General features: G+C 42.2%; 14 protein-coding genes. 3 read left to right on the top strand and 11 right to left on the bottom strand.

Annotated elements, in window-relative coordinates:
* Window positions 1-102: 102 nt before the first annotated feature.
* Entirely contained in the window at window positions 103-852 is a 750-nt protein-coding gene (locus DXB77_RS10165) for an HAD hydrolase-like protein (RefSeq protein ID WP_243100175.1), read from the bottom strand.
* 206 nt (window positions 853-1,058) lie between these two features.
* On the opposite strand from DXB77_RS10165, the gene DXB77_RS10160 reads away from it, so the two are divergent.
* The 3 genes from DXB77_RS10160 to DXB77_RS10150 all read left to right on the top strand — a co-directional run bounded on the left by DXB77_RS10160 (window position 1,059) and on the right by DXB77_RS10150 (window position 4,853).
* Complete coding sequence (locus tag DXB77_RS10160) at window positions 1,059-2,240, top strand: PD-(D/E)XK nuclease family transposase (RefSeq protein ID WP_118663168.1); 1,182 nt, start codon at window positions 1,059-1,061, stop codon at window positions 2,238-2,240.
* Window positions 2,241-2,489: 249 nt separating this feature from the next.
* Entirely contained in the window at window positions 2,490-4,388 is a 1,899-nt protein-coding gene (locus DXB77_RS10155; RefSeq protein ID WP_118663167.1) for an oligopeptide transporter, OPT family, read from the top strand.
* A gap of 150 nt (window positions 4,389-4,538) precedes the next feature.
* Window positions 4,539-4,853, top strand: coding sequence for a PqqD family protein (locus DXB77_RS10150; RefSeq protein ID WP_173784022.1), 315 nt, complete (start codon window positions 4,539-4,541; stop codon window positions 4,851-4,853).
* Here DXB77_RS10150 and DXB77_RS10145 read toward each other — a convergent pair.
* From DXB77_RS10145 to fabV, 10 genes are all read right to left on the bottom strand, one after another.
* Window positions 4,845-7,322, bottom strand: coding sequence for an RNA polymerase sigma factor (locus DXB77_RS10145; RefSeq protein ID WP_118663166.1), 2,478 nt, complete (start codon window positions 7,320-7,322; stop codon window positions 4,845-4,847). The genes DXB77_RS10150 and DXB77_RS10145 overlap by 9 nt on opposite strands.
* Window positions 7,323-7,385: 63 nt before the next feature.
* Window positions 7,386-7,514: a hypothetical protein gene (locus DXB77_RS13390; RefSeq protein ID WP_279220251.1), complete on the bottom strand. Its 129-nt coding sequence runs from the start codon at window positions 7,512-7,514 to the stop codon at window positions 7,386-7,388.
* A 109-nt stretch (window positions 7,515-7,623) separates the two neighbouring features.
* Window positions 7,624-8,712: a fibronectin type III domain-containing protein gene (locus tag DXB77_RS10140; RefSeq protein WP_118663165.1), complete on the bottom strand. Its 1,089-nt coding sequence runs from the start codon at window positions 8,710-8,712 to the stop codon at window positions 7,624-7,626.
* Between the two features lie 30 nt (window positions 8,713-8,742).
* Complete coding sequence (locus DXB77_RS10135) at window positions 8,743-9,096, bottom strand: hypothetical protein (RefSeq protein ID WP_021944654.1); 354 nt, start codon at window positions 9,094-9,096, stop codon at window positions 8,743-8,745.
* Between the two features lie 330 nt (window positions 9,097-9,426).
* A complete protein-coding gene (locus tag DXB77_RS10130; protein WP_182439476.1) occupies window positions 9,427-11,187 on the bottom strand; it encodes an RNA polymerase sigma factor in 1,761 nt (586 codons plus the stop codon).
* 75 nt (window positions 11,188-11,262) lie between these two features.
* Window positions 11,263-11,427, bottom strand: a complete 165-nt coding sequence (locus DXB77_RS10125; protein ID WP_021944652.1) for a hypothetical protein — start codon at window positions 11,425-11,427, stop codon at window positions 11,263-11,265.
* A 193-nt stretch (window positions 11,428-11,620) separates the two neighbouring features.
* Window positions 11,621-12,700: a hypothetical protein gene (locus DXB77_RS10120; RefSeq protein ID WP_118663162.1), complete on the bottom strand. Its 1,080-nt coding sequence runs from the start codon at window positions 12,698-12,700 to the stop codon at window positions 11,621-11,623.
* Between the two features lie 244 nt (window positions 12,701-12,944).
* Window positions 12,945-18,698, bottom strand: coding sequence for a leucine-rich repeat protein (locus DXB77_RS10115; protein WP_118663161.1), 5,754 nt, complete (start codon window positions 18,696-18,698; stop codon window positions 12,945-12,947).
* Window positions 18,699-18,765: 67 nt separating this feature from the next.
* The gene (locus DXB77_RS10110) at window positions 18,766-20,268 is read right to left on the bottom strand and encodes a LuxR C-terminal-related transcriptional regulator (protein ID WP_182439475.1); all 1,503 of its coding nucleotides are present in this window, start codon (window positions 20,266-20,268) and stop codon (window positions 18,766-18,768) included.
* Window positions 20,269-20,478: 210 nt separating this feature from the next.
* A complete protein-coding gene (gene fabV, locus DXB77_RS10105; protein ID WP_118663159.1) occupies window positions 20,479-21,633 on the bottom strand; it encodes an enoyl-ACP reductase FabV in 1,155 nt (384 codons plus the stop codon).
* Between the last annotated feature and the right edge of the window lie 59 nt (window positions 21,634-21,692).

Here is a 21,692-nt window from a genome sequence, read left to right as displayed (position 1 = left end):
ATGGTATATGCCTGCATTTGCCTTCTATATACCCTTAATATCCTTATGAATACCCATTAAAAGTCTCCTTATAATATCAAAAGGGCTTCTGTCTGATCTCTCTTACAATGTCAGGAGCTCCTCCGGACGGCTGATGATATATTCCGCACCAGCTTTTTCAAATTCCTCACGGTTTCCATATCCATACAGAACACCGACCGTATCAATTCCGCAGGCATGTCCGCCATCAATGTCAAACATCCGGTCACCGATCATAACGGCATCCTTTTCATGTATCTGTGTCTTAACCTCTGGCTTGGAATCGTCCATCATGACTGCCTCTTCCCAGTCTGCCTGTGGCATATCCGTACCTTCCACATCGGCTTCCTTCAACCGCTTCAGGCACTCCGCGATCAGCACCTGTTTGTCCGATCCGGTTCCATCCGGATTGCTTCCTACAACGACATCAAAGTACTGTGCCAGATCGAATTTCGCCAGTATCTTCTTCGTTGGTTCTGTCGGTTTGGAGGTCGCCACTCCGATCTTCGCACCTTTTTCTTTTAAATCCTTGAGTGTCTGTGGGATGCCATCATAGATAGATGTCTCATACAGACCTGTCACATTGTATCGTTCTCTGTACTTCGCCACCAGCCAGAGTGCCTGATCGTGGTCAACATGACATTTGGATGTAAAGGAATCGTACAACGATGGTCCGATAAATGTCTTTAACACTTTCTCCGATGGCTCCGGCAGTCCGGCTGCATCCAGAGCATAGCGGATGCAGTTGAGAATGCCCGGCTCGGACTGGCTTATTGTGCCGTCCAGGTCAAATAAATAGTATTTATACATAGTGTTGCCTTTCTGTCCGTTCAAAATTCACGCCACCATTGTAGCATAGATTGTTTTTTCCCTCAACAACATTGATGTAATCTTGGGTTATAGGGGGATAAACAGCAAAAATTACCGAAAGTTACATCCAGACATACCATTTGTTACATTGGCAGTCTTTTTCCTCTTTTTTCTGCTATGCTGTTCCTGTCGACAAAACAGGCGCCGGAAAATAACGAGGAATAAAATTTATGTATAACAAAAACAATGATAACCACCTTAACAAACAATCGGTATCCAATGAAAAGAACACCACTAAACTGGTAGACATCCACCAGCTCTTTCCTACTCGCACGGAACAGGAATGTCTCGCTGAGCTTCGGAAGCATCCGCGAAGCTACTTTGCTTATCAGAACATGTCGCCAGAATGGAAGAACCGCTTTCTGGGGTTTATGGAGGGTACAAAAACTCTGCCTTTAACTTATGATCCATTTTTCAAGAAACTGTTCAACCCGGACATCTATCCGGAACGGCTATCCAGTCTGATCAGCAGTATCATCGGCACAAAGGTAACAGTTCAGTGCATCCTGTCAAATGAAGACAGCATGCTGCCGTCCACCTCGCTCCTGCTTCTGGATATCCTTGTCCAGTTGGAAGATGGCTCGATCGCAAATGTCGAGATCCAGAAGATCCCATACGCTTTCCCGGGAGAACGTATGTCCTGCTACTCCTCCGATCTCATGCTGCGTCAGTATACAAGAGTGAAAAGCCTGAAAGGAAACGCCTTTACCTACAAGGATCTGAAAACGGTTTACACGATCGTGATATATGAAAAAAGTCCAGATGCATATCTGACTGATGCATTATCCGATATCTACCTGCACCACGGCAGAACTGTTTTTGATACCGGAATCGAACTGAAGCTTTTACAGGAATTCTATGTGGTTGCCCTTGACGTTTTCTGTGAAAGTAAGTATGCTAAAGATATTAATGAATTAAATGCATGGCTGTCATTACTGACTGCCCAGTCGGTTGACGACCTTGCTGCACTGGTATCTGACTATCCATGGATGGAAGCTATCTGCAAGGATATGTCTGAATATATGTATGATCCGGAGGAGGTGATCACCATGTTTTCAGAAGCACTTCGAATGTTAGATGAGAATACGGTTCACTATATGATCGATGAACTACAAAAGGAACGGGATGAAGCAGTAGCTGCTCTGTCTGAAAAGGACTCCGTGATATCCGAAAAGGACTCTCTGATATCCGAAAAGAATGCCGAAATTGCTACAGTTCTTTCTGAAAAGAATGCGATGATTTCAACCTTATCTGAAAAGGATGCTGAAATTGCGGCTGTTCTTTCTGAGAAGAACGCAATGCTTTCTGAGATCGCAGCTTTAAAAGCACAGCTTGCCGCCCTCAATAAATAAACTATTTTATAACAATAACACATAAAGTAAAAACGCCTGCTGGCTGTATCCATGGAATATACGATATTCCTTAGGTACAACCAGCAGGCGTTATTCTTTAAACACATCCTACCTGTTTCCTTCTATTTTATTATTTCAGCTTCCATGTCTTGACATATCTGATGAAGCTCTTTTTTCAGATTTTCTGTGTATGTTTCTGCCAGACTCTGTACATACTAGTGGCATAAAACTATGATTTGAGGGTTGTATATGAAACAATTTAAACCATATATTCCGGCAGACCGGGTGATGCCGGAGCTTACGCCGACATCTGTGATCCTTGGGATCATTCTGGCAGTTGTGTTTGGTGGTGCAAATGCATATCTTGGCTTAAGAGTCGGCATGACTGTATCCGCTTCGATTCCTGCTGCCGTTCTTTCTATGGGTATTGTGCGCATGATCATGCGCCGCGATTCAATTCTTGAAAATAATATGGTTCAGACGATCGGCTCTGCCGGAGAATCTCTGGCTGCCGGAGCTATCTTTACGCTGCCGACCCTGTTCATGTGGGCAGATGAAAATCCCGATATAAAACCTCCATCTTTTCTGATGATTGCATTTGTCGCCATCTGTGGCGGACTGATCGGTGTGTTGTTTATGATCCCACTTCGTACCGCTCTGATCGTAGAAGAACATGGTACACTTCCATTTCCGGAAGGAACTGCCTGCGCTGAAGTACTGCTCGCCGGAGAAACCGGCGGTCACAAATCCATGCAGGTATTTTCTGGGCTTGGCATCTCTGCTGTCTATAAATTTATCGCTGATGGTCTGCATTTGTTTCCAAGTGAGATCACATGGACGATTTCCTCTTATAAAGGATCGGGCTTCGGTATGGATGTCCTCCCTGCGCTGGTCGGTGTCGGCTATATTTGTGGTGCAAAAGTTGCTTCATATCTGTTAAGCGGTGCTGTGCTTGGATGGTTTGTTATCATGCCTTTGCTCGTTCTTATTGGAGGTGACAACATCCTGTTCCCCGCTTCCGTTCCGATCCGCGAACTGTCAGTCGATCAGTTATGGGGAAATTATGTGCGGTATATCGGCGCAGGCGCGGTGGCAGCCGGTGGTATCTTCAGCCTGCTAAAATCATTTCCGCTGATCGCATCCACATTTGCCAAAGCCCTGAAAGGCTTTGGACATACAGATGGAAATTCGCGAACATCCAAAGACATTCCGCTTCCTTATGCAATCGGCGGTATCCTGATCGTAGCATTTGGCCTGAGTGCTTTTCCAAATATTCCGATCAATCCGGTCACATCCATTCTGATCATTATTTTCGGATTTTTCTTTGCAACCGTATCTGCCAGAATGGTCGGTGTCGTCGGCTCGTCGAATAACCCCGTGTCCGGTATGGCGATCGCAACCCTGCTATTTGCAACGATCCTGTTAAAGCAAGCCGGCATAGCAGGATACCGGGGTATGACATCTGCCATCTGCATCGGTACTGTTATCTGCATAATTGCAGCCATGGCAGGAGACACCTCGCAGGATCTGAAAACGGGGTATATCGTCGGTGCAACACCATATCTGCAACAGATCGGCGAACTGATCGGATCGATCGCATCCGGTCTTGCGATTGGCGGTGTTCTCTATCTGTTGAATGCAGCATGGGGATATGGTTCTACCGAGCTTCCTGCTCCGCAGGCAACCCTTATGAAAATGGTCGTTGAAGGTGTTATGAATGGCAATCTTCCATGGGGACTTGTTATTGTCGGCATTTGCATTGCTGTCGTTGTCGAGATCTTAGGTATCCCGGTTCTGCCATTTGCCATCGGACTGTATCTTCCGATTTACCTGACAGTTCCGATCATGATCGGTGGTCTGATCCGCCTTTTCGTGGAGAAACGCCGCTTGGCCGATGAGGGTTCACGCGAAACCGTCCGTAATAACGGTATCCTTTTCTCCTCCGGTATGATCGCAGGTGAAGGGCTGGTCGGAATCCTGCTTGCCGTCCTTGCCGTATTTGGCGTAAGTGATCGGATCAATCTGGGACTTATGGGATTCCATCTTGGAAAATGGGGCGGCTGCCTGTTCTTCCTTGCCCTGCTTTTCAGTATGATCTACATGATCCATAAAACGAAGGATAAACAATCATCCAATAACACACTTTAATATCTTCACCCGGAAAGGATTTATTCTCTCATGCAAAAATATAATATACAAAATGTCATTGCAAAACAGAACCATAATCGTAAAGATACCCTCTCGCAATTTTTTATAAAAAGATCAAAATCCGGTTTTCTTTCCCATACTGCAAACTATATGGACAAAATCCCCTGCATCAATCTGAATTATACATGGGAACAGTCGCCCGATGGAATTATTGTGATCGAGATGCCGCATACCGGTTTTTATCACAAGATCGCCCAGAAATATTTTCACAAACCAAAGAAAAGCCATATCAGGCTTGACCGATATGGCAGTACCTTATGGGTTCATATAAATGGCGACAACACGGTATTCAATCTGGTATCCATCATGGAAGAACAGTTCCCCGAAGAAGCTCCTGATATGTTAAAACGTGTTATCGCCTTTCTTGAAACGTTGGAGAGAGTAAGGTTTATCTATTTACTGTAACCCTGTGCTGAAATATCCTTTTTCCTTATCTACATTATAAATGGCATAGCAGTCAAGGGCATCCGGTATCGGGACATTGTAATAATGAAAGCCCAGCCAGTTCTTCATTCCATCCGGCATATCTGCTGTCGGTGCACCCGGAAGATACACTGTAAATGTCGTTCCACCCGCAATTCCGTAAAGCTCTGTAAATGTGGTTTTGTATCCGTTATCATTTGCAACCACTTTACCGATCTCATCATCATACTTTAAAGTGTCCAGCTCCATTGTGTAAGTATATTTATCAACCTGTTTAATATTCTTAAATGATCCGGAACCGCTGGACGTTGATCTGCCCTCATAATTGCTATCATAATAAGATGCCGTAAAGGTTCCGTCCGGCTTGATATCCATACCGGCTCCCCATGCACCTACTCCACTCGTCAGAATAAATTCTTCCGGCAGATCCTCAGGCAATGTCACTGCTACCTCTCCGGCATTTCCGGCAGAGATTTCTTTCTTATCGGCAGATTTCTCCTGCTTTTTGTCAGATGCCGTTTTGTCCGTTTTTTTCTGTGTGATCTTTCCCAGATATTCCATAGCCTCATCATAAGTCATAGCGGTATCATCCAGCGTACCAAGAACCTCCTTGGCTTTATCCTTGCCCTGTCCATTGTACATTAATAACGTATGAAAATTCTTCTGCAGCTTCTCTACCTGAGCATTATACTTATCCTCTGTGATCTCAGAGCCGTTCTTTTGACATGTGACAACAGTTGCTGAATAATCGTCATTCGGACCTTTCTTTCTTGTCCAGGTTGTTGACTTCTGAAGCATGCCGGAATCATCTACCGTGAATTTGATATAACTGTCTGTATAACTCTCATCTCCGAACCCACTATATGCATATAAGGTTCCCTTTTGGGTTGTAAACAGATAGTAGCTGGTTCCGGAAGCAGCATTTATATCCCAGCCACCATATTCTTCCATATCCGTTCCAAAGATTCTTTTTGCTTTTGTTCCGTCAAAGCTATAAATATCCATCTGTGCAATTGAAGCTTCGTTCTGTTCTGACCTTATCAGGATCATCTCCGGCACATCATCACCTGTCACATCGGCAAACGTGATTGGAGTCTGTTCTTCCTTGGCTGTCTTTGTCGAATAATCATACTCATACTGCCAGTAATAATTGTCGATCTGTGTCTTATAGGATTCAAGTACCTCTTTGTATGCTGCTTTATAAAGACTTTCATCGATAGCTGCCTCTGTAGTTATCTCCGTTGAAGTTTCTGTAGTAACCTCTGTGGTTGCCTCTGTCTCCGCTGTCACTTCTGTTGTAACAGTATCATCATTTGCTTCCGAAGCGGCTTCTGTTGTCGCATTCTGATCTTTCTTCTTATCCTGGGAGTACTTATATGCAAATCCTGCTCCGACCGCACCTCCTACCAACGCAACGGAAGCAACCGCGATCACGATCTTTCCTGTTACCGTTTTTATAAATGCCTGCTTTCCAACTGTAGCTGCGATAGCCTTTCCACCTTCTACTGCCCCCGCAGCCGATCCGGCAGCTCCTGTCTGTGCTGTTCCTCCGGCTACTTGTCCAGCAGTTCCTCCTGCTATCTGGGATGCTCCTCCGGTCATCTGTCCGGCGGTTCCTCCTGCTATCTGGGCAGCCCCGCCTGTAACATTGCCCGCCATCTGCATAGCACCACCATGAATGATGCCGGCTGCAACATTTCCACCAAGACCTGCCATCTGCTCAAATACATGCGTAACGATCATATTTCCACGTTCTGCCATAAGCAGATATACAAGAAGACACATCGGTGTGTAGCTGTAAAGCTTGTAGCCCTTCTTCTGAAGCTCCTCTGCCTTTGCCTTGATATTCTTACGTCCATAATTCAACCTGGACTTTACGGTATTCTCCGAACAACCCAGTATGGTCGCGATATCCCTGATGCTGTAGCCCTCCAGATGGAACATCAGCACACAGACCCTCTGTTCATCCGACAAGGAATCGATCAGCTCATGCACCATATCCTGTGTTTCCTGTACCGTACATGCCATTTCCGGCTGTGTGCTCATATTCTCATCTTCCAGATTGTATTCGAAGACATCCCCTTCATCATTTTCATTCTGCAGATCAGAAAACAGAACTGCCTGCTTCTTCTGAAGTGCGTTAAGCGCTGTATGTGCTACGATCGTACTCATCCATCCCGGAAATGCATTTGCATCCTGCAAACTATCTAATCTGGCAAATGCCTTTATATATGCATCCTGCAGGACATCCATCGCATCCTGTTCATTCTTCATATATTTCATTGCAATGTATAGCTTATTCCTGTATGTGTTCTCATATAAGAATGTAAAGCCTTCTTCCCGTCCTGCCTTCGCCTGCTCCACTGCCTGTGTATAATCGACACAGCTGCCACAAAACGGACAGTTGTATTCATTCCCCTGTAAATCATTTCCACATGTTCTGCACTTCATGTTATCCTGCTCCTCCTGCTTTTTATCTAATCTCTGTAATTATTGATTCTTTTTAACCATTATTTATCTGGACTGCCTGTCGTGCTCGATCCGGTCAAATAATTCTTTCTTGCGTTTCGGATCATCCGGCAGCTCCTTTCGTTCTTTTCTTAACAATGCAACAAACGCGCACACTGCCTTCCACACATCCATATATCTCACCTCCTGTTTATTGGACAGATCAGGTGGGTAAAAAGTTTTAAGTTTTTGGATATTTTTTGCTTTATTATAGCATACCACAAAATCAGGATAACATTATATTCTATTTCTTTATCTTTACAGTCTTATATTTGCTCCATGCAGAGTAACATTTCTTCTCGCGGGAACCTGCCTTTACATAAGAACGGACACGAACATAATAAGTCTTGCTTTTTTTCAGATCCCAGAATGTACAGTTATTGTAATTCTTAAATGGCGCATCATATACTTTCTTATTCTTTTTGAATTTCTTATCCGTTGCGATCTGGATCTGATATCCGGTCGCCTTGCTCTTGCACTTCCATGTTACCTTTAACTTTCCGGATGAAAGATTCTTTACCTTGTTTACAGTGGTCTTCGGAACATCTGTAAATGTCGTCTTAAATGTATACATTCCGGCATAATTTGGATCAACACTATATGGCCAGCCTTTGGTCATCGTGATGTAGTAGGTTCCCTTTGGCAGGAAAAATGTGTATTTTCTGGTTCCCGGTGTAACACCCGTCTGAATATAGTGAATGTCGCCATTTGTATTCTCGATCACAACATTCATTTCCTTGATCTTGCTGTTGATCTGAATGTTCATGTACCGGTTCTTTGTCATCTTCATCTTATAGATATCTGTTGTCTCGTTAAATGCAAGCTGTCCTTTATAGGTCGTACCTGCCTTATAGGTAAATGACATCGTTTTCTCATCGTTCTGTGACAGCCATGCCTCGGAACGTGTTTCGCCGGATGCCTTATAAGATGCCGTAAATGTGAATTTACAGCCGGTATAAAAACCTGCACACAGTGATAATTTGTAATCCCCTGCTAATAATTCTGCCTTATAGCTGCCTTTTCCTTCTTTGACTGATGCTGTATAGATCTCATTATCATACATATCACTGACTTTTATATAATTAAGCCCGGTATGTGTCTTTCCAATTCCCTCCGTCACAATCGCAAGAGAAAATGTACCGGATTTCTTCATCGTAAATGTATACTCATATGTATTCTGTGCATCCTCCAGCTCACCACTGTAACTCTGACCCCATACGATCTGCTGTGGACTGTTTAACACCTCTGCGGATACCTTTCGTGCAGGACTTACTGCACACATCATCACCATTAAAATTACTGCTAACATGATCTGTTTCATTTTTCTACTCATAATAATCTATCCTCTCTTTCTACCTTCTTTTTATTCAACTGTTTCAGCATCCATCATCTGCTCTTTATATGCCTTACGGATCGGAATGATCGGCAATCCGATAAAGACCATGATCGAGATGAAGAAGGATACCATACCTGTAACGATGTCATATGGAAATGGTACGATGAGCCAGCCCCATTTTGCTATCTTACCTGCCATTCTCACCGCAGTTCCAAACCCTCCGAAGAAGTAGGAAACAATGCCTGCCATAACTCCATACCCCATCATGGACATCGGGATCCTTCCACCAAAAATACCGGAAAGGACAAATCCTAAAACGGTTAAACAGGTTGCTCCCAATGCGATGTACTGTGCGATTTCGATTCTTTTCATTTTCTTCATTTTTTTATTCTCCTTTTCTTTATCTGAGGAACATTTCATCCGGAAATTCATCCATAAAAAATGCAACCTCTGTATCGTTTCACCTATATGACACAGAGGTTGCAAAAAAGTTTTATATTTTTTGAAATTTTTTAAAAATTTTTCAGACACCATTTTTTAAGTATAATCGGAGAGTTTTGGCATTTTCAATCGGAGAGTTTTTGGAAATACAATCGGAGAGATTCGGTATTTTCAGTCGGAGAGTTTTTTTATAGAATGAACTTTCTCTTATAAAATAAAATGCCTTCGACTGATTCTTAAAAAACAGCCAAAGGCACTCTAATAATTTTTTTATTTATTCTTTTTAAAATATTTCAATGCATTTGCATAGGACATTTCACAATAGATTGATCCGGCATCCCAGCCTGCTATCACATTTCCTGATGAATCACGCTGAATATCAGTCACCTGATCATATAAACCATTTGGAACCTGTGATGCCATATTCTGTAAAATCACGAACTTCTTTCCCTGATGTATTTCCTCTCGTTTTTCTTGATATTCCTCCCAGGCCACAGATATACCATCCCGTTCTGCAACCGGCACCGTTTCTTCATCCCCCACTTGTTCTGCATGACAGGTCCAGACAATCGGTTGTAAGCTATCTCCACGAGAAGTAGCCACATCGAATTCTATCATCTTATCTATGACACCAATCTCTGTATTATCACTCTGTCCATCGCTGCAAAGTATGTACAACCGGCATCCATGACCTGAAGTTTCGTTAGCATCAACTATGACATACGGAGTTCCTTCCGCTCCCCATTTGTCCCGATTCTCATCTGACCTTGTATCAAGTTCTCCACTATAGACCTGTATTGCTTCATTATCTATATATGTATATATATGAAGATCCGCTTTATTCGGATCTGATTCATCCTGTGCCGCAAAGATCAGTTCAGGAGTATCATCTCCCATAATATCAGCAACAGTAATCGCTCTGGCTTCTCCGTTCTCCCGCATCTGCGACGTTTGCCAGCCATAATCCTGAATTTCCTGTCTATATTCCTTCAGCACCTCTGTATACGCATCCTGCCAGGTGTTCTGGTTGTGATTGTATATTGCTACACCGGCTGCTCCTCCTGCTACTGCCACTCCGGCTGCCGCCATTGTTATTTTTCCTGCTACTGTTTTCAAGAAGGTCTGTTTTGCCGCTGTAGCTGCTGCCGTCTTGCCTCCTGCGGCTGCACCTGTTCCCGCTGCCGACCCTGCAGCTCCGGTGCCTCCGGCTGTGGCTGCACTTCCGGCAACAGATAATGCGCCTGCGGCACCACCATGAATCAGCCCGGCACCGACTACACTTCCAACACCCGCCAGCTTGTCGAAGGTTCCTGCTACCAGCATAGTTCCTCGTTCTGCCATGAGCAGGTAGGTAAGAAGTGCCATAGGTGTGTAGCTATACAGCTTGTAGCCCTTCTTCTGAAGCTCCTCTGCCTTTGCCTTGATATTCTTACGTCCATAATTTAATCTGGATTTTACTGTATTCTCTGAACATCCAAGAACAGTCGCAATATCTTTTATACTGTATCCTTCAATGTGGAACATCAGCACACACATTCTCTGTTCATCAGACAATGATCCGATCAGTTCCTGTACCATTTCCTGTGTTTCTTTCGTTGTACATGCCATCTCAGGCTGGGCTGTCATGTTCTCATCTGCGATCGAATATTCAAATGCCTCTCCATCCTGATCTTCTCTCTGCATATCCGAAAAATTCACTGTATGGCGATCTCTCAATGCATTCCTTGCGGTATTTGCAACGATGGTACTGAGCCATCCCGGAAATGAATTTGCATCCTGAAGACCGGAAAGCCGTTCAAATGCTTTCACATAGGAATCATGCAGAACATCCATCGCTTCATCCTCATTCTTCATGTATTTCATCGCAATATACAGCTTATTCCGATATGTCATCTCATACAGATAGGAAAAGCCTTCTTCCCTTCCGGCTTTTGCCTGCTCCACCGCCTCTGTATAATCAACTGCCGCCCCACAGAACGGACAGTTATATTCATTTCCCTGCAGATCATTCCCACATGTTTTGCAAATCATTTGTAGCCTCCCACACGCCTGTTTTTTCATTTTTGTATACTTTTAATAGAAATATGTCAGATCCGTTTTTTCTGTTTAGCCTATTATAGCCTCTACTGCACTAACATCCAGATTTGTTATCTCAACAATCTGATCCAAAGAATAGCCTTTCTTATGCATATTCAGTACAATCTCTGTTCTTGCCTTCTCTTCACCTTTAGCTTCACTTTCTTCCTTGATACCCTGACTTAAATTACACATAATACTCACTTCCTTTTCTACCACGTCTCACCGTCTCTCCAGATTTCATTGTAACGTAGTTCACAGGGGATAGCAAGATGAAGAAAATAAAGGCAACAAAAAACTGACATGAGGATCAGGTATCTTTTCTTCCGAAAATATGATGATCCATATGTCAGTTTTTGTACTTATTTATGTAGGGTTGTATTTATTATTATTTAATCTTAACAGTCTTAACCTTACTCCAAGAAGAATAATAATATTCATCCGGAGTACTACCATAATTATCAATCTTCACATAAGAACGAACACGAACATAATATGTTCCTTTTTTCAAATCAACCATATACATTCCTGTATATTCATCCTGCTTTGTCTTTTTGCCCTTTTTAAACTTTCTGTCTCTTGCAATCTGGAACTGATAGCCATTTGCCAATGAATTTTTCTTACACCGTATATACATCGTCTTATACTTATTATCCGGTTTTGTTTTAGTAATAGTTGGCTTTGGTATTGCTTTTGTAGAAGTTCTAAAGGAATAATTACCTGTATAACAATAATCAGTTGCATAATTCATGCTTCCTCTAAAGCTGACATAATATGTTCCTTTTGGTAAAAATACTCTGTATTTATGAAGTCCCGCTTCAATATCTGATATACTAACATCCCGACTGCCACTCGTGTTTACCAAATTAATGTTCAGTTCACGGAGCTTACTAGATACCGTCAGATTCAGATACTGACTTTTTGTTACTCTCATTTTATAAATATCTATATCATCATTCAACGCTAACTGTCCTTTTACAGATTTACCAATCTTATAAGAGGTTGCTGTTCCCATCTCATTATTCTTTGCCATTGCACGCTCGGACTTCGTTTCCTTAGATGACTTAAATGATGGTGTAAATGTAAAATTACAACCATCCATACCATCTTCCATGCCTATTCTTAATGTATAATTACCTGCCAGCAAATCCAGCGATAAACTACAATCTCCCACATTATCAATCCTGTATACTTCTTTTCCTGTTTCGTCCAAAACTGTTATTTCATCCATACTGGTAAATGCATATCCAGCATCCGATACCTGAAATACAAAGGTGACATTTCCGGATTGTTTCAAAGAAAATGCATATTTATAACATTTACTTACATTTATACTTCCACTATACGTACTGCCCCATTTCAGTTTTGTTTCTGCTGCAGACACCTTCTGCACCGGTACTGCCAGCATTACGAATGCTGCTGCCAGCATTACAATTAACCCTTTCCATAAACTCTTGTTTTTCATCATTTTTCTTCTCCTTTTCATTTTTTGATATTTTTATATTACAACAAATATTTACAGATGCAAGAAAAACATTTTATTTTCCTGCCTTCTACTATATAAGACAGGGGCAAATGGAAAAAGGTTTTAAAGTTTTCAAATTTTTTAAAAATTTTTTTCACCTTGACTCATACTGTCCAGATAAAACGAAAACGCCGTCTGTGATATTCCTACCACAAACGGCGCCCCCACTCTTGTTATTATATATTTTTTATTTTGTTACCTTGACCTTGGAAGATAAGCCTTTGCTCTTAAACAGCTTCTGATAAGAGGAAACCTTCTTCTTTGGTACTTTAATCGTAGTAACCTTTGTGATGCCCTTAAATGCATTTTTAGAAAGCTTCTTTGATGTAATCTTTGAAGATTTGATCGTAATTGTCTTCAGCTTCTTACATCCGCTAAATGCCTGATCTCCAATCTTCGTTGTCTTCGCCGGAAGCGTAATACCGGTAAGAACCTTACAGCCCTTAAATGCATTTGCTCCGATCTCCGTTACGTTCTGTCCCATAGTAACGGTTTTAAGTTTTATTGCTCCATTGAAAGCATTCTTGGAGATCTTACTAACATTGCTTCCAATTGTAACCTTTGTTACCTTCTTATTATTCTTGAAAGCACCCTCTGCGATCTGTGTTACTTTATATTTCTTACCTCTGATCTTCACGGTTGCCGGAATGCTGACAGTCTTAGCCTTTTTATTTACAGGAGCTTTATATGCAACTGTTTTCTTGGATGTGCTTATAACCTGAACCTTTGCAGCTTTACTGTCATCAGAAACCACATCCCCCTTCTTGATCGGTTTTACTATTGGTTTTTCCGGTGTTGGCTTCACCGGTGTTGGTTTTTCCGGTGTCGGTTCCTGAAGCTTTGCGATTGGCTCTGTTCTTGTCTTTTTGCAGACGCTGCAGGTATATGTCTTTACACCCTCTGTCTTTGTAGTTGGCTGTGTTGTAACCTTTCCTTTATCCCATGTATGTCCGGTTGCCTTCAGTTCTTCTGTATCTATAACCTCATTACACTCGGTACATCTATAGGTGATAGAACCATTTTTCTCACAGGTTGGCTCAACTCTTGTTCCATTATCTTTGATATGTTTTGTATGTGGTGCCTTAACCTTGATTATTACTACATATTCGTCAGATGTATATGCTCTTTCTTCTGTATAGGATGTTACTGTAATTGTAGTCTCACCGCATCCCGTTATAGTAACTTTACCGGTCTCATCTACAGCAGCAACCTCCGGATCAGCCGAAACATACCGTAATGCAGAGAGCTTGGATTCAAGCGCTGTATCCTTTAAAGCCACATCCAGTGTAAATGCGCTATCGCCAAATACCTTCTCATAAGTCTCCGTACCGGTTAATTCAAGTCTGGTAGTCGGAAGAACCGTTACCGCAATCCTCTTTGTTGTAGCACCCTTACCTGTACTTGCAGTGATAATGGCCGATCCCTTGCCTAACGCAGAAATGGTAATTCCATCACAAGCAGCTATCTCTTCGCCGCCTTCTGCGACCTTATAATCAATAACATCTGTTGATCCATCGTTAAGTTTGGCATCGATCCAGATCTTCTCGCCCTTATAAAGCGTCACCTTATATTCACCGGCTGATGCATCCCACGCAAAATCATCAGAATCGGAAGTGATCGTAATACTGGTTCCCTTTACATACTTTGTTAATGTAACATTTATGGAATGTGATAATTCAGAATCTGCATAGTAGTTTACTGCACTATCCTTAATTGTTACATTAACAGCGATTTCTGCTGTTCCTGCCTTTGAATAGGATGTATCATAAGCAGTCGTGATAACTCCGTTTGATACATTTGCCACGATATTTGACTGATCGGATATCTTCTTATAAGATACAGTATATTCATCTGCTGCAAGGCCTTCGATCTCGCCAAATTCTATCTGAAGCTCATGCTTTACATCATTCTGAACTGTAAATTCATTTGATCTTACAAGTGCATCGATATCCGTAAGCTTCGCTTTTGCAATTGTAAATGTTGCTTCCTTACTGTTTGTAGTATGAATACCATCACCCTTGATCGTAAGTCTACCGGTACCGGCATTCACATTCTCACCATACTCTACCGTATACTGATCGTCCGGAACAACTGCGCCATCGATTGTAACTTCGATATTTTCCTTATCCGGTGTCTGCTGTGTTCCATCATAGGTATATTCGCCATTTACTGCTACTGCTGCCTCTGCAAGATCATAGTATAAGGTTGGCTGTGTGATCACTATTGTATACTGGATCACTACTGTTTTTGCTTTATCTACATATATATCTGCTACATATGTTGCCTCAACCGCATTCTGTCCGACTACCTCACTTGATACAAAATCGATCTGACCAACTGTATTGGTAAATCCCTGTACCTGAAGACGGATCTTATCCTTCAGTGCTGAGATATCACCGACATTCTTACCTAATGCAAACTTAACAACATGCTCCTCATTATCTACATCTGTAGCAACAAATGATTCGCCGCCCGCAGTAAGTGTGGTCTTTCCCTTATTTAAGCCTGCAAAATCAAATACAGTTATTTCATAAGATGCTGTAATATCATCACTGTATCTGTCATCTGCAATATACTGAAGTGTTACCGTCTGTGCAGAAACGCTGTTCATATCATAGCCTGTAACCTTCAGCTCTTTATCAATATCAACCGGGGCAGTCTTCTTATTCTTATATGTCTTTACTACCTTCAGACCATTCAGATCAAACTCTGCCCCTTTGGCAAATGCTGTCTTATTTGGGAAACGTTCGATGCTGATCGATTCTACGGTTGATTTTGCTTTAACTGCAAATTTTATCGTCTCACCACGATATTCAGATACCGATAATACTACATTGTACTCTCCTGTTTCCTGATTCTTTGTAACATAACTGCTGTCATTTATAATGGACTTGCCATCCAACAGGATATCTGTGATCTGGAAACCGTCATGTGCAACAATGTTATTAATTGCATATGTACCGGTAGTAGTATCCTCCAGGCTGGACTCATCGATGATCAACTGGTTCTCTGCAAGATTTCCCTTTGCATTGTAGGTTACACCATCATCAATATCCAGTTCAAGGTATACTGCAATCTCCCCTTCCTCCGGAGTCTGATTCTTTCCCTTTGTGATAACACCATTTCCGGTATATTTACCATTCATAAAGAACTTACCATAAATATTAGCATTTTCTTCCAGATTAAGAGAACCATTCAATACAATGATACCATATTCGGAATCCATCGCCATTGTTCCCTTAACTGTTAAAGTACCATTGATGATCAACTGTGCATCACTGTCAGCTGCCCAGACAAGCGCACCCGGAAGTGCATCATCATGCTGTGGATCAACTACAAGTTCAACGCCCTTCGGAATGATCAACTTTGATGATGACGGTAATTCTAATGTTGTTCCTGCTTTAATATGTGTACTCTTGCGAATGGTTGCTGTTCCATAAACCTCATATGTCTTTCCTACGAACAGAACAGAGTTAGAAACAGTTCCCAGAACAGGAACATCCTCTGCCTTTGCTCCACAGATATTATCACCGATAATTGTAATATCAGAAGCAGATGAGCCATTCAGTGCTCCTACTGCAATACCATTTTCAGCACTGAGGTTGACTGTTGCATCTGTTAAGACATTTACGTTCTTAACATCTCCTGCATAAGCACCGATTGCCGGACCATTTGCAGCAATAACTATAAGCTTTCCTTTTGTCTCACCGACCTCGCCGGTAATATTAATATCACTTGTCTCTGAATTCAGACCGGCTCCGATTCCTGCTCCATTTCCTCTTGCTCTGATACTAATAAAACCTGTATTTGAAATATTGATATTTGTTGCCTCTGACACAGTATCTGTTGCTCCGGAACCAATACCGGCTCCGTTTTCTGTACCATCGACACTCAGATTTCCTGCATACTCTAAATTAATATTGATATTATCAACGGATGCATTCTTACCGGAACCGATACCGGCTCCGTCTGTTCCTGCTGTTACCATTACAGCTACATTTCCTGAAATGTAAATATCGGAGGCTGCACCTGCCAGACCGGAACCGATACCGGCTCCATTTGCTCCACCAACTGCTGTTACAGTTCCACCTGATATCATAATATACGATACCTTTGCATTTGCTCCCGAGCCAACACCAGCTGCATCTGTGCCGCCTGTTGCTTTTTTTACAACACCGCCTGTTACCTTAATCTCTGTTGCTTCTACATCAGATCCGGAACCGATACCGGCTCCGCCGTCTCCACCGGTCGCTATTACAGTTCCTCCTGAAATGGTAATACCGGAAGCAAGCTTTGCTTCATCATTTATGTAAGCACCGGAACCAATACCGGCTCCGCCAATATTTTTAGAACCGATCGTTCCACTTCCCGCTGTTGCATTTACGATTCCGCCTGCAATCTCGATATTGGCAACGTCAGCATTTGCGCCGGAACCGATACCGGCTGCTCCGTTTGCACCAATTGCTGTTACGTCTGCATTTTCTGAGATCCGGATGCCATCAACCGGCATATTGTACTGAGAACCGATACCGGCTGCTCCATATGCTGCATAGCTTTCATTTGATGGCTGTGATCCCCTTGCTTTTATAATTACATTTCCATTTATCTCGATATTTGAAACAACCTTTAAGGTTTTATCTGTACCACCACCGATACCGGCTGCTCCATATGTCGCATTGTTACCGGCAGTTGCATTTATAGTACCTTTCGTCGTAGAAGTCAGTACCAGCTTACCGCTTCCATTCTTCTGGATCGCTGCATAAGCTCCCGATGATGTCAGATTGTTTGTTCCGTAAGCAGTGATCGTCACGGTCTTACCCTCTGCCGGATTTACTGTGATCGCTGCCCCCTGAGTATTCCGTGTGATCGTCAGACTACGGATCGCAAGATTCACATCAATATCCCCTGCTGCCTTGATCTGACCCTTCATAACCTTACCGGATTTTGTTCCGAACAGGATCATCTCCTTATCAGATTTGATCGTAAGTCCATCCGTCTCTGAATAAGAATAGTCATCTTTTGTTGCTGTTTCCGCTGTGCTCTTTACTCCAAGCCAGAGTCCATCCTCCAGCTTCGTGTATTTGTCATAGCCATATGGATCAGTGATCGTATTTGTAAATGTACCATATGCTGTCTCCATACCGGATTTTGACACCGCATATTTTGTAGTATTACTTCCTACCTGATACATACCGGTATTATCATATGAGATCGATACACCGGATGTCTTTGACTCTACATATCCTCTATGATATTCACCATCAAAAGTAATCCTTATATCATTCGGAGTCACATAAGGTGCTCTCTTACAATAAAGATAAATATATGCACCTCCGGCATTTTTATTGAGATCTCCATCAATCTTGTTCCAGTTGCTGTCAACATTCTCGACCCTCTCTGCATTCTGGCTTTTAAGACTGCTTCCTGAATTTCCTCCGGCATACTGCAGCTTTTTATCAGTGTCATTCCAGATACCAAGTGATGAGATTGGATCTCCAGCATTCCTGTCCTTTGTTGCATAGATGTAGATATAACCAGATTTTGAACCTACACCATCATTCAGGTCACCCGTCTTTTTCTCAACGCTATATCCGTCAAGACTGCTTGAAGTACCTGAATTATTCTGCCATACAGACCATATCCTTGTATATGCCTGTGCCGGATCTGTGGTCGTCTTTACCCAGATGTATTCATCTGAACCTTTACCACATCCTCTGTTTACATTTCCCGCATTTCCATCAGTAGATAGTCTTGTATATCCTGCATAATTGGCACTAAATCCACCGGATTTAATATCACAGATATACAACGTCTGACGTGTCGCCGCTTCCGACTTTATATTCGGAAAAAAGTTACCGATACCTGCAACTGTTGCAAACACCATAACTGCAGCCACTACCACTGACATGAAACGCTTCACAAATTTAATTTTCTGTTTCAATCTTATTTCCTCCTTTTTATTTTCTATATAAAAGAGCCAAATGCTCTTATATATTAAAGCGTCTGTTTTATAACAGACCAATCTCCCGACCGCGTTCGACTGCCTCCTGACGCGTCGGAACCTGCAGCTTACGAAAGATATTACAGCTATGGAACTTCACAGTTCCCGTCTTTTTGCCCAGTTGTCGTGCAATATCATCATTACTTAAGCCCTGTGCCATCAAACGAAAGACTTTTTCTTCCATCTGAGTCAGAGGTTCATAATATTCATATGGAGATTTTAAATAATCAGGGAAATAAGTACCGACCGAATATGCAAGTTCCTTAATCTCACTTATGAAGGAATCTTCTTCATATTCTTTCTGATAAATTGCCAGCATTTGTACCATACAATTGCCTGTGTCCGCAAGCAGTCTGATATAACCACACCTTTTTGCAAGCGCAATGGCCTTGGAAAGCTCCTCACACATGCCTTCCATATTCTTCATCTTATAATATATGATAGCTGACAACATATAGCATTCACACAAATCCATATAACGTCTGCCCGGAATCAACAATGCAATAAGCTGGTGTGTCAATACATAGGCAGCCATATATTTGCCTGTCTGTATATAACATCGCACCTTAACCATCCATGCATACATATCCATCATGAAGATGCCCTTATTCTCATCCGGTGCTATCTCATCTAACCAACGCTCTACATCCTGTAGTCGCCCATCATAACAGGCACCAAGACATTCGATCGCATTCAGACTTGAAGTTAATTCATCCCACCCCGTAATCTGTATCCGTTTCCGAATCTTTTCCACCAAAGGACGTGCAGCTTTTGTCTGTCCATTTACCAAAAGGATCTTCATCTGAAGTGCAAGTGCCACAAACAGACAACGCATATCCTTCTCCTGCTCGATCAACGGAATCGTTCCGGTCACAAGAATCAGTGCCTCAAAACAATTATTGTTCTGATAATACCACTCTGCCAGCATGATCTCATACACTTTCTGTCCAACACTTCCACCATATAATCGGCATGCGGCTTCTGTTATCTCGTCCTTGCTTTTTTTCAGATATTTGCCATATCTTGTAAAGTCGCGAAAACCATTCAGTATACTTGGTCTGCATGCTGAAAGCGTAAGACCCATCACAGGCACCAGTTCTTCTTCAATTAGAAAGTTTACGATCCGAAAAAACATTGCATCACTTATATATGGCATGACAAGTTCTGTTTTGATACGACAAATATCCATCATATCATATGTATCCATTTTCACCAGCCGCGGTGTCTTCCCCATAAACTGTACATATGCTTTTGCCTGACTCAAGTCCCCATCCATAGCAGATAGCAATGCAAGATGAGTAAACAGAACCGGATGTGCTGACAGCTCTTCTTTTTTCAGCCCGTAGAAATATGCCCGGCACCCCCAAAGTACCGGCATGGAAAATGGTTTCTTCACAAACTCATCAAAAATAATCTCTAGCAGATGGCCTTCTTTTTTTGCTGTCGCTAAAATCAGCAACACTTCTTCTTCCGATCGTGGATAAATTATCTCGTTATTCATTTGTTTCATACATACCCCCATAACCCTGACGCTTATAGATTATATTATTTATTCCTGTTTTTGTATAGCAAACCTTTCAGACATAAAAACCAAACCCTTGCCCAAACCCTTGTGATTTTCACACCTGACCGGAACGCTTTTTTACAAAACATATTTTGTGAATAAAGTAAAAAACGGATCCACCTTCCGATGAACCCGTCTGTTGTCACAATTGTTTCCTTACATAATATCTACATCTGCACTGTAATCTACACCATCGATCTTAAATCCGAACATATTGTAGAACTCATCCCAGTATCCATCGATATCTGCAAGCTCTTTTACATTTTCGCTGGTAACCGCATCCCAGTTCTTTGCAACTGCTTCCTGAATGTCATCTGCCATTTCCCAGTCATCCATACGAATAAATCCATTCTCGTCTGTCTCTGCTTCTCCAGCCATCTTATCAAGGAAAAGTCTTGCCATCTGCTCGATACAGCCCTCATGAACACCCTTTGCCTTCATCTGCTTATATAACAGCGTGATGTATAACGGAACAACAGGAATTGCTGCACTGGACTGTGTTACAAGTGCCTTGTTGATTGCAATATAAGATGCAACATTTGCAAACTTCTCATTGATGATATCACTTGATCTGTACAGATCCTTCTTTGCCATACCGATCGAACCTTCCGCATAGATTGGGAATGTGATCTTTGGTCCGATATAAGAATATGCAACAGTTGTCACATGCTCTGCCAGAACACCTGCATCTGATAATGCCTGCATCCAGTCGATCCAGTCCTCACCACCCATAACCTTGATGGTGTTCTCGATTTCTTCCTCGGTTGCTGCCGGGATATGTGCCATTGTTACTGTATTGTCCTTCAGAACTAAAGTCTTATTGGAATACTCCTCACCTACAGTCTTAAGTACAGAAGAATACTTATGTCCATCCGGCGTTACACGTCTTGGTGCTGCAAGGCTGTAAATAACCATATCGACAGTTCCAAGATCTGCCTTGATCGTATCAATTACCTGTTGTTTGATCTCCAGTGAGAATGCATCTCCGTTGATGGATTTTGCATACAGCCCATCCTTCTTTGCTTCTTCTTCAAATGCTCTTGTATTATAGAAGCCTGCAGTCGCTGTTCTTCTTCCATTGGATTCCTTCTCGAACATAACACCAAGTGTATCTGCATCATAGCCAAATGCAACTGCGATTCTGGAAGCGAGTCCATATCCGGTCGATGCTCCGATCACAAGTACCTTCTTTGGTCCCTCAACCTTTGGCTGTGCCTTTACATACTTGATCTGATTCTTTACATTTTCTGCACAACCAACCGGATGAGCGGTGGTACAGATATAATCCTTTACTCTTGGTTCTACTACCATTTTAATTTTCTCCTCTGATCTTCCGATTTATTCGGACTTTCTTTCTCGATTTATATTTA

The sequence above is a fragment of the Clostridium sp. OM05-9 genome, from assembly GCF_003481465.1.
Lineage (GTDB): Bacteria > Bacillota > Clostridia > Lachnospirales > Lachnospiraceae > Coprococcus > Coprococcus ammoniilyticus.
This window is presented reverse-complemented; position numbering and strand designations above follow the sequence as displayed.

Bases quoted from the DNA above. Each gene is read 5' to 3' on its own strand.
- DXB77_RS10110 (WP_182439475.1), bottom strand. From the start codon at position 20,268: ATGAAACAAATGAATAACGAGATAATTTATCCACGATCGGAAGAAGAA.
- fabV (WP_118663159.1), bottom strand. From the start codon at position 21,633: ATGGTAGTAGAACCAAGAGTAAAGGATTATATCTGTACCACCGCTCAT.
- DXB77_RS10160 (WP_118663168.1), top strand. From the start codon at position 1,059: ATGTATAACAAAAACAATGATAACCACCTTAACAAACAATCGGTATCC.
- DXB77_RS10145 (WP_118663166.1), bottom strand. From the start codon at position 7,322: ATGAAGTGCAGAACATGTGGAAATGATTTACAGGGGAATGAATACAAC.
- DXB77_RS10140 (WP_118663165.1), bottom strand. From the start codon at position 8,712: ATGAGTAGAAAAATGAAACAGATCATGTTAGCAGTAATTTTAATGGTG.
- DXB77_RS10120 (WP_118663162.1), bottom strand. From the start codon at position 12,700: ATGATGAAAAACAAGAGTTTATGGAAAGGGTTAATTGTAATGCTGGCA.
- DXB77_RS13390 (WP_279220251.1), bottom strand. From the start codon at position 7,514: ATGGATGTGTGGAAGGCAGTGTGCGCGTTTGTTGCATTGTTAAGAAAA.
- DXB77_RS10150 (WP_173784022.1), top strand. From the start codon at position 4,539: ATGGACAAAATCCCCTGCATCAATCTGAATTATACATGGGAACAGTCG.
- DXB77_RS10125 (WP_021944652.1), bottom strand. From the start codon at position 11,427: ATGTGTAATTTAAGTCAGGGTATCAAGGAAGAAAGTGAAGCTAAAGGT.
- DXB77_RS10130 (WP_182439476.1), bottom strand. From the start codon at position 11,187: ATGATTTGCAAAACATGTGGGAATGATCTGCAGGGAAATGAATATAAC.
- DXB77_RS10135 (WP_021944654.1), bottom strand. From the start codon at position 9,096: ATGAAGAAAATGAAAAGAATCGAAATCGCACAGTACATCGCATTGGGA.
- DXB77_RS10155 (WP_118663167.1), top strand. From the start codon at position 2,490: ATGAAACAATTTAAACCATATATTCCGGCAGACCGGGTGATGCCGGAG.